Annotated in this window: 16 protein-coding genes; all 16 read right to left on the bottom strand. The window is 63.5% G+C overall.

Translation table 11 applies throughout. The annotated features are described in order from the left end of the window. Window positions 1–182: 182 nt before the first annotated feature. The 16 genes from KIP88_RS15835 to pcaH all read right to left on the bottom strand — a co-directional run bounded on the left by KIP88_RS15835 (window position 183) and on the right by pcaH (window position 17,658). Window positions 183–1,106, bottom strand: coding sequence for a DMT family transporter (locus tag KIP88_RS15835; RefSeq protein ID WP_214488863.1), 924 nt, complete (start codon window positions 1,104–1,106; stop codon window positions 183–185). Window positions 1,107–1,311: 205 nt separating this feature from the next. Further along, window positions 1,312–3,024 carry an FAD-dependent oxidoreductase gene (locus KIP88_RS15830; protein WP_249790823.1) on the bottom strand — a complete coding sequence of 571 codons (1,713 nt, stop codon included), beginning with the start codon at window positions 3,022–3,024 and terminating at the stop codon, window positions 1,312–1,314. 6 nt (window positions 3,025–3,030) lie between these two features. Then, window positions 3,031–4,860, bottom strand: coding sequence for a tannase/feruloyl esterase family alpha/beta hydrolase (locus KIP88_RS15825; RefSeq protein WP_214488862.1), 1,830 nt, complete (start codon window positions 4,858–4,860; stop codon window positions 3,031–3,033). 44 nt (window positions 4,861–4,904) lie between these two features. Beyond that, complete coding sequence (locus KIP88_RS15820; protein WP_214488861.1) at window positions 4,905–6,776, bottom strand: bifunctional sugar phosphate isomerase/epimerase/4-hydroxyphenylpyruvate dioxygenase family protein; 1,872 nt, start codon at window positions 6,774–6,776, stop codon at window positions 4,905–4,907. Continuing rightward, window positions 6,773–7,831 (bottom strand): Gfo/Idh/MocA family protein, encoded by a 1,059-nt coding sequence (locus tag KIP88_RS15815; RefSeq protein WP_214488860.1) that lies wholly within the window; start codon window positions 7,829–7,831, stop codon window positions 6,773–6,775. The genes KIP88_RS15820 and KIP88_RS15815 overlap by 4 nt, the downstream gene beginning before the upstream one ends. Next, window positions 7,828–8,568, bottom strand: a complete 741-nt coding sequence (locus tag KIP88_RS15810) for an ABC transporter ATP-binding protein (RefSeq protein WP_214488859.1) — start codon at window positions 8,566–8,568, stop codon at window positions 7,828–7,830. Before KIP88_RS15810 ends, KIP88_RS15815 begins: the two co-directional genes overlap by 4 nt. 11 nt (window positions 8,569–8,579) lie before the next feature. Further along, complete coding sequence (locus tag KIP88_RS15805) at window positions 8,580–9,323, bottom strand: ABC transporter ATP-binding protein (RefSeq protein ID WP_214488858.1); 744 nt, start codon at window positions 9,321–9,323, stop codon at window positions 8,580–8,582. Then, window positions 9,320–10,321, bottom strand: a complete 1,002-nt coding sequence (locus KIP88_RS15800) for a branched-chain amino acid ABC transporter permease (RefSeq protein WP_214488857.1) — start codon at window positions 10,319–10,321, stop codon at window positions 9,320–9,322. The genes KIP88_RS15805 and KIP88_RS15800 overlap by 4 nt, the downstream gene beginning before the upstream one ends. Then, window positions 10,318–11,193, bottom strand: a complete 876-nt coding sequence (locus KIP88_RS15795; protein ID WP_214488856.1) for a branched-chain amino acid ABC transporter permease — start codon at window positions 11,191–11,193, stop codon at window positions 10,318–10,320. Before KIP88_RS15795 ends, KIP88_RS15800 begins: the two co-directional genes overlap by 4 nt. Window positions 11,194–11,287: 94 nt before the next feature. Continuing rightward, window positions 11,288–12,424, bottom strand: a complete 1,137-nt coding sequence (locus KIP88_RS15790; RefSeq protein WP_214488855.1) for an ABC transporter substrate-binding protein — start codon at window positions 12,422–12,424, stop codon at window positions 11,288–11,290. 50 nt (window positions 12,425–12,474) lie between these two features. Then, complete coding sequence (locus KIP88_RS15785) at window positions 12,475–13,365, bottom strand: shikimate dehydrogenase (RefSeq protein ID WP_214488854.1); 891 nt, start codon at window positions 13,363–13,365, stop codon at window positions 12,475–12,477. 126 nt (window positions 13,366–13,491) lie between these two features. Beyond that, window positions 13,492–14,448 carry a LysR family transcriptional regulator gene (locus KIP88_RS15780; RefSeq protein ID WP_214488853.1) on the bottom strand — a complete coding sequence of 319 codons (957 nt, stop codon included), beginning with the start codon at window positions 14,446–14,448 and terminating at the stop codon, window positions 13,492–13,494. Window positions 14,449–14,547: 99 nt separating this feature from the next. Next, the gene (locus KIP88_RS15775) at window positions 14,548–15,414 is read right to left on the bottom strand and encodes a sugar phosphate isomerase/epimerase (RefSeq protein WP_249790822.1); all 867 of its coding nucleotides are present in this window, start codon (window positions 15,412–15,414) and stop codon (window positions 14,548–14,550) included. 20 nt (window positions 15,415–15,434) lie between these two features. Further along, a complete protein-coding gene (locus tag KIP88_RS15770; RefSeq protein ID WP_214488852.1) occupies window positions 15,435–16,328 on the bottom strand; it encodes a dioxygenase in 894 nt (297 codons plus the stop codon). A gap of 22 nt (window positions 16,329–16,350) precedes the next feature. After that, window positions 16,351–16,956 (bottom strand): protocatechuate 3,4-dioxygenase subunit alpha, encoded by a 606-nt coding sequence (pcaG, locus tag KIP88_RS15765; RefSeq protein WP_214488851.1) that lies wholly within the window; start codon window positions 16,954–16,956, stop codon window positions 16,351–16,353. After that, complete coding sequence (gene pcaH, locus KIP88_RS15760; protein ID WP_214488850.1) at window positions 16,957–17,658, bottom strand: protocatechuate 3,4-dioxygenase subunit beta; 702 nt, start codon at window positions 17,656–17,658, stop codon at window positions 16,957–16,959. Window positions 17,659–17,709: the final 51 nt, after the last annotated feature.

Genomic DNA, 17,709 nt, shown 5'->3' with positions numbered 1-17,709 from the left:
AGTTATATAATATGCATGTTATATAACTGGGCATTTATTGTCAAGTCGATGCCAGGGCTACCCCGGCCACGGCGGGCCACACGAAACGGCGCGATAGGAGAGCGACTCGTCAGGTGAAAATCCGCGATGTGCGCATCGAGCGCGAAGATGCCTTGATAAATGTCGGGGCAGCCGACGTCGCGTTAGGGTCGTGACGCGCTCTGCTTGGCCTGCAGGCTCAACCACATTCCGCCGAGCGACAGCGCGCCACCGATCAGATGGATCACGGTCGGCGCCTCTCCGAGAAAGAGGATCGACAGCACCGCGCTGACGATCGGCCCGAGATAGAGGCTCAGGGACGTCGACACCGCGCCGAACTTCGCGCCGAGATAGGCATAGGCCGAATAGGCGAAAAGCCCGGGCACCAAGCCTGCGAACAGATAGACCAGCGCTGCACGGCCGCTGAACGCGGCGGCAGGCGCAGACCACATTTCATGGATGGCGAAGGGCAGCGAGAACAGCGCGCCTGCCGCAGCGAACAGGCCGATCCGCGCCAGAAAGCTTATGCCGGTGCCCACACGGTTCTGCAGCAAGGTGTACCCCGCCCAGCCCAGCATCGCCATCAGTGCGAGAATATCTCCGATCGCCACGCCTGAACCAATAGCGCCTCGCCCCATCATAATGATCAACGCGGCGCCCGCCAACGAGAGCAGCATGCCGATGATCTGGCTTCGATGGATGGCTTCCTGACCTGATATGAAGGAAAACAGCAACACCACGAGCGGCGAGAGCGCCATGATCAGCGCCAGGTTGATCGCCGACGTCGTAACGCCGGCGACATAGACCGGGCCGCCGCAGATGAACATGCCGAGAAAACCAGCCGCGGCGATGCCGAACGTCTGCCCGTGCAACACGCCGGGCTTTTCCCGCAGCGCCATCACGACGGCCGGCAGCAGGCCGAGCGCCACGATGCTCCAGCGAAAGAACGCGATCGAGAACGGCGGGACGCTCCCGGCGACACCACGCGCCAGGATCATGTTGGAGACCTGGGCGGTGGCAACCAGCAGGAAGCCAAGCAGGCCCAGCATTTCGCGCGCCTTGCTGGCGGCTTCCTTGGGTTCGATCATGTGCAATCCGGTGTTGGCGCCCTGCCGATGGCACATCTTATCCGGCCGATTTACTGGCAGCCATAGCTCGCGGTCTGCTTGCATCTCCGCCGTCCACGTCGTGCGCAGCGGATAGACGCAGACGGGATAGATGCGGCGGCGATGTGGATCAATTCGGGTGGTGCAAGTTCGAGCGCGGCAAGCGCGGCAAGCGAAAACGACGGCATCATTCGAGGCCCACGCGCCGAGCGGCATCCGACACGGCGATATAGGCAAACGCGATCGCCGGTCCGAGCGTGATCCCCGGTCCGGGATAGGTTCCGCCCATGATCGACTGCATGTCATTTCCGCAAGCGTAGAGGCCGACAATCGGCTGATTTCCGGCATCGAAAACGCGGGCAACCTCGTCCGTGACAAGTCCGGACGAGGTGCCGATATCGGAAGGATAAAGCCGGACCGCGTAGAAGGGAGCCTTCGCGATGCGGCCAAGGTTGGGATTGGCCCCGCCTGCAGACGCATCGCCGTTGTGATTTTGATACACCGTGCTTCCCCTGCCGAATTCGGGATCTCGACCGGTTTGCGCATACAGGTTCATCTTGTCGACCGTCTCGCGCAATTGACTGGGATCGATGTTCAACCGCAGCGCAAGCTGCTCGACGGTGTCGGCGGCGCTGAGATAGCCGTCGGCGACAGCAGCTCTGGCGCCCCAGCCACCAGGCCGAACCATGCCAAGACCGTACTTCCGAACTGAAACCGCATCCGCGATCAGAAACGCCGGAATGGCCGATTTTCCCTTCGCCAACATCTCCAGCGCAAACTGGTGATAGGAGATCGCTTCGTTGACGAACCGACGCGCGTTGCTGTCGACAACCAGCGTCCCCGGTTTGGCACGGTCGAGCACGAAATGCGGAAAGACCGCCTGTGATCCGTCGCGCCGCCGCCGGATCGATGCGGGTGCCCAGAAGGCAGCGCTGGCATCGCGCTCGCTGAGCCGCGCACCGATCTCGAGGGCCTTGTCCTGCGCATCACCGATCGAGCCCGGCGCAACAGACGACCAGCCAGCTTCAGTTCCGAGCGCCGCGTGACGCCGTTCGGCATGGCGGTTGAAACCGCCTCCCGCCAGAATCAGCGCGGCCTTGACGCCGATCTCGCGCGATACTCCCTCCGAGATCAAACTCGCCGCCGTAACGGCACCGTCAGGCTTCCGGATAATCTTCGCGAGCGATACACCCGTCAGGATGTCCACACCCTGACGCATCAATGAATACAGAAGCCGGCCAACCAGCGCGTTACCCATCACGAGCCGTGTGCCCCTGCCATGGCTCGCCTTGTCGCGCGCGTAACGCGCAACGAGCCTGGCGGCGTGCCACAACGATCTGACGGACCTCGCCGATGACAAGAGATGACCGATATCGGTCCTGTCGACCATCATCCCGCCAAGTAGCGTGAACTCCGGTAGCGGCGAACGAACCAGCCTGAACGCCTCGCCAAGCAACCGCCCGTCGAACGGTAACGGCTCCAGCGCGCGCCCGGCCAGCGCCGCGCCCTCAAGCTCCGAGCGATAGTCGGGATGACGAACATAGGCCCGCAATTTAACTTCGGAGCGATTTTCCAGAACCTCGACTGCCGCGGGACCCGCCTTCAGGAAAGCCGCGCGCAGCGCAACGTCGGCATGGTTTCCGACGATCTGCTGCAGATATTTTTCGACGTTCGCCGCGCTATCGGCCGCCCCGGTGGCCGATGCATGATGCGTATTGGGTATCCAGATCGATCCCGCCGACAGCGCGGAGGTACCGCCGACGAATTCAGTCTTCTCGACCAGCAGCGTTTTCGCGCCTCGAATGGCGGAAAAAAGCGCCGCCGACATGCCGGCGGCCCCCGCGCCGATCACGACGACGTCGTAACCGGGCGAGACCTCGGACAATCGTGGGCGGCGCAAGAACAGCTACCGGCAGCTATAGCTCGACGCCTGCTTTGCATCCCCATTGCCGTTCCACGTCGTCCGCAGCGGATAGACGCAGACGGGATAGCTGACGCCGTTGTCGCGTGAGGTCAGCATGATCTCGCCCGGTGCTGTGCCCTTCTCGACCCAATCCACCAGCGCGGTGAAGAACTGATCCTGCTCGCGCGTCGGATTCTGGTTGGCGTTGCCGGGCAGTTTCGGCAGCGGCACGGTGTCGTTCTTGCCACCGACCGTGTAGGCCCGGCCTTGCGAAGAGTGCGCCGAACCCGGCAGCAGATACATCCGCATGAATTTCTGCACCTCGGTATGCCCGCCCATCGCTGCCACCACACGCTCGTGATAGTTGATGTTGCCGGCGGGCGGGATCGCATCGTCGACCAGGCCCGTATGGACGATGACCTTGCGGCCGAGCTCGCGCAGCTTGCCAAGATCCGCCTTGTCCGTGATGAGGTCGCTGAACAGCGTCGGCTGCAACGCGACGCCCTTGTTCACGGCGTCGGCGAGGCCGGCATAATCGAGTTCAAGCCATTTATTGCGTGTATTCGTCGAACCGTTCGTGATCGGCTCGCCTGACGCCGTGCTGGCGTCGGGGGCGTAGCTGATATCCTGCAGTGCCAAGGCGACGCCATAGGAAGAGGCGCTGGTGATCAGGTTGCCGATGGCGGTGCTCTTGGTGAACGTCCACCAAAGCTGGTTCTTGCCGAGCAATTTACCGGATCGCGCCTCAGCGCCCTGCACGGCATCGAAACTCCCGTCGCTGGTGGCGCCGTACCAGATCCGGTTCAATGCATTCGCCTCCTTCAGGCTCATGCAGGTCGCGACATCGGCATTATTTCCGGTGACACCCTCGCCGGCTTCGCCTGCGCATAGCGCCTCGGCATCGCGCGCGGGATTATAGTCGCAGGCAAAGGGATCGAGCAGGAAGCCGAGGCCCGCCTTGTCGCAAGCGGCAACCGCGCGCTTGTTGGCGGCGGCGATTTTGGCGGCGAAGGCTGCGGCCTTCGGCTTGTCCACCGACGTGAAGCCGAGTTCGGTTTTCATCACGATCTGGGGATAGAGGCCCGCCGTTCCGAATTTCGCGATGCTCAGCGCCGGCTGGGCGATCATGTAGCCGTCGTACAGTTCGGGATGCTCCTGCACGAGCTTCATGCCCTGCCGGCCGCCCTGCGAATGGCCGTCGTAGTAGGCGTATTTCGGCGCCTTGCCGTAATAGAGGTTGACCAGCGCTTTGGTTTTGACGGCCTGTTCCACCATGGCTCGCACGGAGAAATCGCGAAGCGATTCCACGTTGACCTTGCCATCGGACAGAAACGCGAACGAGCCATCCTGATACCAGGGCTGGCCCGCATCCGTCGTGCCCGACGCGTAGCCGATATTGGCGTTGACGATGGTCGGCACCTTGCTGCCGATCTTGTCGGCATAGCGATGACCGCCGCCGACCCATCCACCACCGCCATAGTTGCGTATACGCTCGTTCCAGTTGGCATGCGTCGGCAGCCAGACCTCGATGCCGATACCTTCGGAATACGACCGCGCATTCTTGTCCTTTTCCGCCGTGGCGCCGGGGCCGACCAGCAGCTTCACGAGGCACAGATCAGCCGCCGCCGTGATGGGCTGTTGCGCATCAGGCGCCTTTAGTTCCTCGCCCTTCTTCACCAGCCGAACCGCGACGACCGACGTGTCGGCGTCCGGGCGAAAGGCTGTCTTGATGCCGTCATCGCAAGGCAGCGTATCGGCCAGCGCCGGCGTCAGATACCCGCAGGCGGCGAGCAGCAATGCCGCACCAATACTCTTCCTCTTCATGATCGGCATCGTCTCGCTCCCCTTTTCAGTCTTCTTGTTTCCGTTCCGAATAGTCACGCCTTAGGCATCGTCAGTGGCCGCGATTCCCTGGTCTGGGCCGCCAGCCTGATCGCGGCGTTGGCGGCGCCGAAGCCGTGATAGTCACGGCGCTCGACGATCTCGAAGAAGAACCGCTCGTCGAACGCGTGCGTGTAGACCTGGAAGAATTCGCCCTCGCCTTCGCGGTCGTAGAGAATCTGGTTGTGGCGAAGCGCGGCCATCATGTCGGCGTCGAGACCATATTTGGCTTCGATGTCGTCGTAGTAATTGTCGGGAATCCTGAGGAAGTCCGCGCCGCGCGCGCGCATGTCGGCGACCGCCGCGAAGATATCGCGGCAGGAGAACGCGACATGCTGGACGCCGGAGCCGAAGAATTCGTGGATGAAGCGGGCCGACAGCGTGCGCGTCGCCGACGAGCCGTTGAGCACCACGCGCAGGTTTTCGCTGCCGTTGATCAGCGCCTGGCTCTGCACGAGGCCAACCGGGTCCGCGATCTCCATCTGCGGCAGGCGTTCCAGATCGAGAATGCCGGTGTAGAACAACAGCCACGACAGCATCTCGTCATAGGGCATCGACTGCGAGATATGGTCGACCGCATCGAGCCGATCGCCGGCCGCATTGCTGCGCAGCGCCTCGAAATCGAGGTCCCAGTTCTTTCCGGCCTCTTCCAGGAAATACAGCAGGCTGCCGCCAACGCCGCGGATCGCCGGAATTTCGAGTTCGCCCGGCCCGACGGGCTGGTAGAAGGTCCGCGCCTGCAGCGCCTCCGCGCGCGCCATGGTCCTGGCGGCGTCATCCACATCAACGGCGATGGCGCAGACACCGGGACCGTGCGCGACAAAGTGCGAATGCGCGAAGCCATCAGGCTCGCAATTGATCACGAGATCGATTTGGCCCTGCGACCAGCGTTCGACGTCCTTGCTGCGATGCGCGCCGGTTTTGCGAAAACCGAGCTGGCCGAACAGCGCGGCGAGGTCGCGGGCTTTCTCTTCGCTGACGGCGAATTCGATGAAGCCGACGCCGCGGCTCTTCGCCTTCGGCTGCAGCGGCCTCGCAGGCGCGCCCGCCGCCGCGCCGCGGACGTCATCCTCGAGCAGGATGAGCGAGCGCAGCCCATCGGTCGCGGTTCGGACCGCGGAGCCGGCGCGAAACTGGTCGTTGAATATTTCCAGCGACAGCGGGCCCGCATAGCCGGTGGCGAGCACAGCTTCCACGAACGGCGCGACCGGGAGGTCGCCCTGGCCCGGGAAGCAGCGGAAGTGCCGGCTCCAGGACAGCACGTCGAGGCCGAGTTTCGGCGCGTCGGCCAGTTGCACCAGAAAGATCTTGTCGGCCGGGATCGATTGAATCGGCATCGTCGGAAACGACGGCGCCAGCGCGTGAAAACTGTCTAGAATGATGCCGATCGATTTGTGGTCGGCGCGACGCACGATCTCCCAGGCGTCGCGATAATCGTTGACGTGGCGTCCCCAGGCGAGCGCCTCATAGCCGACGCGCAAGCCCCGCGCGGCGGCACGTTCGCCCAGTTCACGGAAATCGGCAGCCGCGCGGTCGATACCGCCGAGCGAGGCCGGCGAAATATTGCTGCAGATCAGCATCAGATCGGTCTGCAGCTCCTGCATCAGGTCGAACTTGCGCTCGGCGCGCGCAAAGTTGCGGGTGCGCTGCGGCTCCGGCATGCCCTCGAAGTCACGGAACGGCTGGAAAGCGCAGATCGAAAGCCCGAGATCCCGGCACATCTGGCCGACGTCGCGCGGGCTGCCGCTGAACGACAGCAGATCGTTCTCGAAGATCTCGACGGCGTCGAAGCCGGCGGCGGCGATGGCGCGGAGCTTTTCGTCGAGGGCGCCGCTGAGCGAAACCGTGGCGATCGAGCGCTTGTTCATGCGGCCTTCTCCATGATCCAGCCCGGGGAAACGCGCGCGCCGGTAAGCGCCGCTTCGCGCACCGCTTCGACCACGGCAAGCGTCCCCATGGCGTCCGCGGCGGAAATCAGCGGGACCTCGCTTCTCGCGATCACCGCACGGAAATGCCGGAGCTGCTCCACAAGCGGATCTGCCGAGGGCACATCGACCGTGGCACGGGAGAGCGGCGCATACCAGCCGCCTTCGCCCGGATACGACCACAGCTCCATGGTGGGCACCGACAGCGACCCCTTAGTGCCGGCGAACAGATAGCAAGGCTGGTCCTGCTTCGGATAGGCGGCGTTCTCGCCCGATGACAGTTCCCAGCTCCACGGCGCTGGCGTCGTATCCGACAGCGTTACCGTGCCAATCGCGCCGCCTGCGAATTTCAACAGCAGGCCGGCGGTGTCCTCGACAGCGAAGCCGCGCGCCTTGCTCGAGGTCATGGCCTGAACCTCAGATATCTCGCCGCAGATGAAGCGCAGATTGTCGATGTCATGCACCAGATTGATCAGCAACGGCCCGCCGCCTGCCTCGCGCCGCCATGCGACATCGAAATAGTCGTCCGGCTTCTTCAGCAGCCACAAGCCGACGACGGCCGTGAGCTGGCCGATCTCGCCGCCGGCGACCTTCTCGCGTATCGCCTTGATACGGGGATTGTGGCGGCGATGGTGGCCGACCAGAACCGGCACGCCGCTGCGTCGCACTGCTTCGCAAAGGCGCTGCGCGGATGCGACGGTGTCGGTCACCGGCTTCTCAACCAGCGCGGGGACCCCGCGCGCGACGCAATCGAGCGCCATCGGTAGATGCAGCGCGTTGGGTGACGCGACGATCATCCCGTCAGGCGTCTCCCGCTCCAGCAAGGCGCGATGATCGGCGTACCAGGGAATCCGGCGCGATTCGGCAAACGCCTTTGCCTCGGGCGAGGGATCGGCGATCCCGGCCAAGACGCAATCAGGCGACGCCGCGACCAGCTCGATATGTTTGCGGCCGATCAGCCCCGCACCCGCCACGCCGATCCGCAACGTGCTGTTCATGCGGCCGTTTCCGTCATGGCGCCGCCCAGGAACAATTGCCCGATGCGGGGGTCGTTCAGCACGCGTTGCGCGGTGTCGACAAGCCGGGTCTGGCCCAGCTCGAGCACGATGCCGTAATCGGAAATCTCGAGCGCGGAGCGGGCGTTCTGCTCTATCATCAGGATCGATACGCCGCGGTCGCGCAAATCCTTCAGAATGTTGAAGGTCTGCTGCACCATCAGCGGCGACAGCCCGATTGAAGGTTCGTCGATCAACACCAATTGCGGATTGAGCAGCAGGCCGCGCGCGACTTCGAGCTGCTTCTGCTCGCCGCCCGACAGCGTGGAAGCCTGCTGGGTCGCCTTCTTGCGCAGCACCGGGAATTTATCGAGCGCCGCCTCGATCCGGGCAGGCAAATCGGTGATGTCGCGCCCGGCGACGACGGCACCGAGCTGGATGTTGTCGCGGACCGACAGCTCCGGAAAAATATTACGTCCCTGTGGCACGTAGCAGATGCCTGATGTCAGCAATTCGCGCTGGCTCAGGCCGGTGACATCGCGCCCTCTAAACAGGATTTTGCCTTCGCGCAGCTTCAAGAGGCCGAAGATCGCCTTGAACACGGTGGATTTTCCAGCGCCGTTCGGGCCGATGACGGTGGTGATGGAGCCCGCCGGCACCGAAAAGCTGGTGCCGTTGAGGATCGTCATCTTGCCATAGCCGCCGACGAGGCCTTGAACATCCAGGATGGTGTCGCTCATGGGCTGGTCCTTTAATGACCGAGATAAGCTTCGATGACGGCGGGATTGGCGCGGACTTCGCTTGGTGTGCCCATCGCCAGCAGCTTGCCTTCCGCCATCACCATGACGCGGGTGCACAGCGACATCACGAATTCCATGTTGTGCTCGATCACCACGAAGGTGGCGCGCTTTTCGCGGTTGATCGCCGCCAGCCGTTCCTTGAGATCGCCGAGCATGGTGAGGTTGACGCCGCCGGCGGGTTCATCGAGCAGCACCAGCCGCGGTCCGCCCATGAACGCCATGGCGGCGTCGAGCAGTTTCTGCTGGCCGTAGGACAGGCCGCCGGCCGCTTCGGTCGCGAGATGATCGAGCTTGAAGAAGCCGATCATCTGGTCGGCCGCCGCCGATAGTCCGGCGTCGGAGGGGCCGAGCAGCCGCGACATCATGTTGCCCTGATGCTCCTGCCCGGCGAGGATCAAATTCTCCCGCACCGAGAGTTTTGGAAACACCTGCAGAAGCTGGAAGGTACGACTGACGCCCAGACGATTCAGTTCGGACGGCCGCAATCCAGTGACGACCTTGCCGTCGACCTTGACCTCGCCACCGGTCGGCGTGAGCTGGCCAAGGATGCAGTTGAAGAGGGTGGACTTGCCGCAGCCGTTCGGGCCGATCAGGCCGAGGATCTCGCCCTCCTGCACGTCGAAGCTGACGCCGTCGACGGCCTTGATGCCCCCAAAACTCTTTTTGACGTCGCTGACTTCGAGAACTGCGGTCATGGCGCCGTCTCCAGTCTGGATTTCGCCACCGCGCGCAGCGCGGATGCCGCCTTGGTGCGGCGCTCGGTCAGATAGCGGTCGAGGATGCCGAGGATGCCGGTCGGCGAATAGATCAGGAGCAGCATCACAGCCACCGCGTAGAGCATCAGGTAATAGCCCTGCGTGAAGCGCAGCCACTCCGGCAGCAGCACCGCAATCATCGCGCCGAGGAACGGCCCGAAGAAGAATCCGGAACCGCCGACGATCACCATCATCAACAGATCGAGCGAGAGCGAGAGGTTGAAGGGAACCGGATCGATATATTGCGTCAGCGGCGCATAGAGCGTGCCGGCGACGCCGCCAAGCGCCGACCCGATCGCAAACGCCATCAGCGTATAGCGCCGCGTGTCGATGCCGAGCGATAGCGCCCGCACCGGATTTTCGCGCAGCGCCACGAAGGCGCGGCCCCAGGGCGAGCGGATCAGCCACCACATCGCCAGCGAGACGATGCCGAGCGAGCCGAGACAGAAGTAATAGAACGGCAGCGGCCGGTTGGTGGCGAAGCCCATGACATTGGGCCGCGGAATGTTTGATATGCCGTAGATACCCTTGGTGAGCCAGTCCTCGTTGCGGAACACCAGGAACGCGAGTGTCGAGAACGCCAGCGTCACGAAGGCAAGATAGTGATGCTGCACGCGCAGCGCCGGATAACCCAGAATCCAGCCAATCGCAAAGCACAGCACAATGGCGACGCCGAGCGCCGCAATCAGCGGCATGCCGCCCTGCGTGGTCATGATCGCCGCTGCATAGGCCCCGATGCCGACGAACGCGCCCTGCGCCAGCGAAACCTGGCCTGCATAGCCGAGCGTCAGATTGAGCCCCATCGCGGCGATCGTCATGACAGCCCACTGGCTCAGGATGTAGAGGCCGTAGCGGTTGAAGTTCATCGGCACGATGATCAGGGCCGCGATGACGGCGACGCCGAGCCCGATACGCAGATATTTCCCGGTGGCGGTCATACCGTGCGCTCCTCGGGCCGACCAAGCAGGCCCTGCGGCCGGAACAGGATGATGACGATCAGGAGGATCAGCGGCACCGCGGCGCGGTACTGCGTCGACACATAGGCGGCCGCCAGATTGTCGACCACACCGATCAACAGGCCACCGGCGATCGCGCCGCGCACCTGGTTGAAGCCGCCGACGATCGCCGCGATGAAGGCGGCCTGCCCCAGCACTTCACCGGAGGAGAATTTCGCCAGATAGATCGGCGTAATCAGCAACGAGGCCAGCGCCACCAGAAACGCGTTGATCAGGAACGTCATCAGGATCATGCGTTCGACCGGCACGCCGATGATGCGGGCGACTGTCGGGTTCTGCGCGGTCGCCTGCATCTGGTGGCCAATCGACGTGCGGTTCAGGAGCATGGTCAATCCGATCACCACCGCGATCGCGAGTGCGAGCACACCAAGGCTCTGCAACGAGACCACCCGGCCGAGTATCGAAACGTCACCGGCAGGTACGATGGAGGGGAACGGCGACGCTTCGGCGCTGAAGAACTGCTTCACCGCCTCCTTCATGCCGATCGCCAGCGCCATGGTCGCAATCGCCAGCGGCAGCACGCCGTGCCGCAACATCGGATCGACCAGCAGCAGCTTGAAGCCGAGCCCCAGCAGCAGCAGCGACAGCAGGATGCCGATGAGGATGGCGAGCCAGAATGGCGCGCCCACATGCATCACCGCCAGCATCAGGAATGCCGGCAGCATCACGAATTCGCCCTGCGCGAAATTGATGGTTTGCGATGTCTGCCACAGCAGCGTGAAGCCGACTGCAACGAGGGCGTAGATCGCCCCGGTCGCAAGGCCTGCCACCAGCAGATCGAGCAGATTGGACATGCTCCTCCCCTCACCCGTCACATGCGGACGGCGTCAATCATTTTCACCATGCTGATCTCGGGGGCGTGCGCTCAAGCGCACGCCCCGTCGCGACTCAGTTCAGTTTCGGCAATACCTGCTTGACGACCTGCTTGCCGTCGACGATCTCGACCAGGAATCCCTGGCGGTCGATGTCACCCTTCTCATCGAAGGTCACATCCATCAGGATGCCGGGCTCGCTGGCGGCCTTGATGGTGAGGCCGTGCAGAGTGTCGGCGAACGCCTTGGCGTCGACCTTGCCCATCTTCTCGGTGGTGGCCTTGATCATGTAGATCGCGAGATAACCCTTCAGCCCGTTATGGTCGGGGACGTAATTGTACTTCTTGAGGAACTTTTCGCGGAACGCCTTGACGAGATCGACCGGTGCATCGGTGGTCAGGCCGACATGCCCGCGCGCGCCGTTCGCCGCGTCGCCGGCGAGTTCGACGACCTTCTGGCCGACCAGCGTGGTCTCGCCCATCAGCGGCACGGTGATTGCCTGGCGCTTCAGCTCCTTGAGCATCCGCGCGCTCTCTTCCTCGTTGACATAGACGAACACCGCATCGGGCGCCGCGGCCTTGATCTTGCTGACGTCGGCGGCGAAATCAGCCTGGCCCGCTTCGGTCGAGATGTCAGCCGCGACCTTGATGTTGTACTTGGCGAATTCCTTGGTGATGACGTCGCGGCCGCCCTTGCCGAAATCATTGTTGACCCAGACGATCGCGACCGACTTCGCCTTCAGCTCGTCGTTGATGTATTTGGCGACCTTCGGCATCGAGGATTGCTGGCCGAACGAAGTGCGGAACAGGAACTTGTTGCCGCCCTGCGTCAGTTCAGCGGCCTCGCCGCCCATGATCTGCGCGATGCCGGCTTCGGCGGCGAGCGGCGAAGTGACCTTGACGGAGCCGGAGTAGCCGGGGCCGAGCAGGACGTAGGGTTCATTGTCGAGCGCCTTTTGTACCTGCGCACGCGCGACGCCGGGATTCGACTGCGAATCCGCATGCGTCACTTCGAGCTTACGGCCAAGAACACCGCCCTTGGCGTTGATCTCCTCGATCGCAAGATCGATGCCATTCTTCCAGTTGGTGCCGACGGTGGCGCCGCCGCCGGACAGCTCGGCGACATTGGCGAGCTTGATCGGGCCGCCTTGCGCGAATGCGGCTGCGGCCGACACGGTGGCAAGCAGGAGTCCTGCGAAAATTCCAGATCTCATTTCCATCCCCTCTTCTCGTTACGACAAGCGACCTTGTGACCGGCCGCGTTTTAGGCTGCGTTCACTTTAGCGTAGCGTCTGGCCATCACGGCGTCGAATGCATTTCCCATCTCGACGGCCGATGGCTTCAGTCCCGTGAATAATTCGAATGCGTCCGCGGCCTGATAAATCGCGAGCTCGCGCCCGGTCATGACCTCGGCACCCTCAGCCTTTGCGGCGTTCAACAGCGGCGTCCAGAGCGGCGTGTAGACTGCGTCGGCCACCCATATATCCTTGTGCAACAGAGCATCCGGCACCGGCGTGCCGCGGTTCGGCAACATGCCGACCGGCGAGCTGTTGACGATCCCGGTGGCGCCGCTCATGGCGTCCTCGACGCTGCCGACAACACTCGTTTTGCCGCGTTTCCCGATCTGGCTGGCGAGTTGCGCAGCCTTGGCGCGGTCGGTGTCGAAGATCCTGATCTCGGCGACGCCGATCCCGGCCAGCGCAAACGTAATCGCCTTGCCGACGCCGCCTGCGCCGATCACGGCAACGGTGCTCTGCGCGGGGTCACGGACAAGCTCGGTGATCGCCCGGGCAAATCCTGTGGTGTCGGTGTTATGTCCGATCAGCCGGCCATCGCGGACCACGACGGTGTTGACCGCGCCGATCGCCTGCGCGCCCGGCGACAATTCATCGAGCAGGGCGACCACCGCCTCCTTGTAGGGAAAGGTGACGTTGACCCCTGCAAAGCCCAGACGGCGCACGCCGTCGAGCAGCAGCCGCAATTCCTCGCGGTCGGCGCCGGCCACTTCGATCAGTTGGTAATGGCAATGCGCGCCGAGCGCTTCGGCGGCCCGCTCATGCATCGCCGGCGACGCCGAATGGGCAATCGGCGCGCCGATCAGGCCGGTGAGAAAGCGGCGGTCGGCTGGAGCAAGCGGTCGGGCGGCAGGGCTCATGATCTCGTCATCGGTCCCAATGCGCGTTGGCGGCGGTCGGTTCGAGATACGCCCCGATCCGCCCAGACGATAGCGTTTTGCCGACCTAACACAATTACCCATTTATGCCGGATAGATAACATCATGTTATTTCTTGCGCGCCGTTATTTCCTTGCGGGGCTTGGAATCGGGCTTTCGCGGCGCCGCCTTGCCCGGTCCAACGGCGCGCATTTCCGAGCGCAGACATTCGATGAAATGCTCGATGTGAAGCGACAGCGGCGCACCGCGTTTCACCGCAATGTAAGTGTCGAACCTGGTCGGCTCGACTATCCTGAGCAATTCGACGCCGGGATAACCGCCATGGGCGACGGTGAACTGGTCGATCACGGCAATGCCGAGGCCGGCCTTGACCAGCGCGCACACGGTTGTGCCGAAGCGCGCGCGGATGGTGATGTCGTAGTCGAGTTTGTTGCGCGCAAATATCTCCGCCATGATCCGTCCATAGGGATCATTGGGATCGATGCCGATCAGCGGATAGCGGATGATCTCCGCGGCCGAGACCTGCTTGCATCCGGCAAGCTCATGCCCTGCCGGCACGATGCAGAACAACTCGCCCGACGCCAGCGGCAGGAAATCGAGGCCGGGATGCTCGAGCCGGTAACTCATGGCGACGCAATCGCCACGGCCCAGCAGCAGATAATCGACGGCCTCCTCGATCTTGAGGATGTTGATGTCAATCCGCAGTTCGGGATAGCGGCGCCGCACCCGCTCGATAGCGCGCGGCACCATGACCTGCGAGATGCTGGGTACTGAGCCGATACGCAGCTCGGACAGATCGCCGCGACCGATCTTGGAGATGATCTCGGTGAGATCATCCATCTTCTCGTAGACGCCGTTGATCTGCTCGAAGATGTTGCGGGCTTCCGCCGTCGGGAAATAGCGCCCGTTCTGGCGCTGGAAGAAGCGGACGCCCAGGGACTTCTCGGTGTATTTCACCAGCCGACTGATGCCGGGAGCCGACACATTCAGAAGCCTCGCAGCCCCGCCGATCGTGCCGGTCACCATCACGGCGCGGATCACCTCGACCTGGCGAAGCGTCATCATGTACGGCAACTCCGGGCATGAACTTGCGAGATACTATCATCTTCAATCGGCGCACCGGCCAGTCCGGAGGAAAATCTCTGGCTGCCTCGAAATTGACGATCAGGCACCATCGCGCGATCCGGCAATCACATTCCTGGCGGCGATGAGCGCGCGCTGCGCCCGCGCCTTCGCATCCATCGTCTTCGCAAGCTCGGCGGTCGGGACTTCGATACTGACCGTGATATCCGCCGGCATGGCGCGCGTCAGCGAGACGAGATCGATGCCGCCCTCGCCCGGAAACATCCGCGCGTGGCGGGCGGCATGGATCATGGCCTCCGTCGTGGTGGGCCGCTCGGCGGGGGCGTCGCACATCTGCCAATAATGCAGCCGGTGCGCGGGGACGCGCGCGAGTTCGTCGATCGAACTCCTCGACCGGTCGAAATGCAGCGCATCCACCAGCACGCCGGCATTTGGCTGATCTACCTGCGCGACAATGCTGCTCGCGGTCGCAAGGTCAGGAGCGGACGTCCATGGCATGAATTCGAGGTCGGCGGACAATCCGTAGGGGGCCGCGGCCTCGCAGAAGGCCGCATAGCGATCCCTGAGCCGGCCGAGGTCGGGATCGTAGGCGGCGACCAGGATGTGCTTGGCGCCGAGCCGCGCACCCGTCTCGAAAAACGCAGAGAATGCGGCGATCTCGGTTTCCGGCCGGAGCGCGACCACTTCGAGGTCAGCCACGGTGATGCCGGTCGCATCCAGCCTGGCGAGGGTCTCCTTCAGGCCGGCCTCGTCTTCCATCAGCGGATAGGCAACGCCGCCTTGCATGGCAGGCAGCAGCCGGAGCCCGACCTGCTGATAGCCGCAGGCGGCGGCGACGTCGATCAACGCAGGGGGCGCGAGTTCGAGGACGGTCAGCGCGGCGAGGGAGAACGACGGCATGATGACCTCGTCAGGCGCCAATGGCGTTTGCGGGGCGGCGACAGACATCGCCGGGAATCTGGATAATCCTACTTGATCGGCGGGCGCGGCAATACGGCCTCGCCCGCCTCCATCCTGTAGACATGGTCGAGCGAATACCAGGGCGCGCGGACATCCGTGGCGGTCGGATGCGGCTCGTCATGACGCACGAAATCGCCGATCAACGCCTTGGTCACGCCAAACTGCACGTCGCTGTCAATGTGCGGATCGGCGGGATCGTAGACCTGCGAGATCAGGACCTTGAATCCCGGCTTGAAGATCAGCGCATGCAGATGTGCCGGCCGGTAAGGATGCCGGCCCTGCACCTGCAACAGCCGCCCGACCACGCCATCGGTCGGGATCGGATAGCCGACCATCATCACCGAGCGAAAGGCGAAGCGACCATCGGCATCGGTCGTGAACTTGCCGCGCAGGTTCATCTCCGCCTGTTCGGGGTCCTGGTTCTCGTAAAGGCCGACCGGTGAGGTGTGCCATACATCCACCTCCGCCCCGGCAACCGGATTGCCGGCATGGTCCACGACACGTGCGTTGACAAAGAGGGCCGCGCCCGGCGTTTCGGACCGGACGATCGAGCCGCCGTTTTCGACGCGGGGAGAATTCAATCGCCAGAACGGCCCGAGCAATGATTGCGCCGTCTCGGTGTTGCCCTGGTCGCCATTGTTCAGAAGGCAGACCAGCGAGGAAACGCCGAGCGAGCCCGCCATCAGCACGACTTCGTTGTGCGTATCGGTCGATTGACGGCCCATTTCGGCGAGAATCGCAGTGGCCTCGCGGAATTCCGCTTCAGTCAGCCTGGTGTCGCGGACGAAGCCGTGCAGGTGCTTGACCAGCGACACCATGATCTCGCGCAACCGCGGATCGGACGTCCGCTCCATCACGGAAGTGGCCGTAACCGTGACATCCTGCTGACGCCCGATGATCATTCCGCACCCCCGGCGGCCGCGTCTACACGTCGAAGAACACGGTTTCTTTGTCGCCCTGCAAGTGGATGTCGAAGCGATAGACCGCGTTGCCGTTGCCCGGCTGCCGCGTCGCGATCAGCGTGGCGCGGCGGTCGGCCGGCACCAGCGCCAGCACTGGATCGGCGGCGTTGGCCGCCTCGCCATCAAAATAGATCCGCGAATAATTGTGCAAGAGCATGCCGCGCGCGAACACGGCGAGCACGATATGCGGCGCCTGCGGCTTGCCGTCGGGATCGGCGACCTGCCCGGGCTTGATGGTGTTGAAGACGAATCCGCCGTTCGCATCGGTACCGATCCGGCCGAAGCCCTTGAATGACGTATTCGGCAGCGCCCGTTTGTCCTGCGGGTCGGAGAAGCGCCCTTGGGCATCCGCCTGCCAGATCTCCAGCATGCAATCCGGCACGACCTCGCCGTCGCCATCGAACACTTGTCCCTCGATGCGAATGCGTTCGCCCGAGGTATCCGCTGTCACGAGATTATTGCTGAACGTGTCGTTCCAGTCGTATTTGCCGTTCGGCGTCAGCCCATAGGCGAAATAGGGGCCGACGGTCTGCGACGGAGTAACACCGTCCGGTTTGGCCTGTTCCACTTATTTGTTCTCCATCGGCGTGGCGTTGCGCCCGCGCAGCACAATGTTGAAACGGTAGCACAGCGCCCAATCCGGCTTAGTGTTCTCCAGATCGAACGAGGAAATCATCCGGTCGCGCGCCTTCTCGTCGGTCACCGAATTGAAGATCGGATCGAACGGGAACAAGGGATCGCCGGGAAAATACATCTGCGTGACGAGGCGCGAGACGAACGAATGGCCGAACACCGAGAAGTGGATGTGGGCCGGCCGCCAGGCGTTGTGGTGGTTGCCCCAGGGATAGGCGCCGGGCTTGATGGTGACGAAGCGATAGTAACCCTGCGCGTCCGACTGCGCGCGGCCGGCGCCGGTGAAATTCGGATCAAGCGGCGCGGGATGCTGATCGACGACATGCACGTAGCGGCCGCAGGCATTGGCCTGCCACAGTTCGACCAGCGTGTTCGGCACGCCGCGGCCGTCTTCATCGAGCACATGGCCGTGCACGATGATGCGCTCGCCAAGCGGCTCGCCCTTGCCTTGAACGGTGAGGTCGTGGTCGTTCTCGCGCACCGTCTCGTGGCCGTAGACCGGCCCGGTCAATTCCGACAGCGTGTGCCGCATCGGAATCAGCGGCTTCGAGGGCGAGCGCTTGACCGTGCTCTTGTAGGCGGGGGACAGCCGCGGCGGATGCGCCGCGAGACTTTGCACTGGATAGACCAATGTCATGACGAATTCCTCCCTCGCCTTGCGCCCTAGCGCAAAATTGTTTTTGCAATT

Origin of the sequence: Bradyrhizobium sp. SRL28 (assembly GCF_018596315.1) — a bacterium.
Lineage (GTDB): Bacteria > Pseudomonadota > Alphaproteobacteria > Rhizobiales > Xanthobacteraceae > Bradyrhizobium.
The sequence above is the reverse complement of the archived record's forward strand: the minus strand, read 5'-3'. Positions and strand labels throughout refer to the sequence as shown.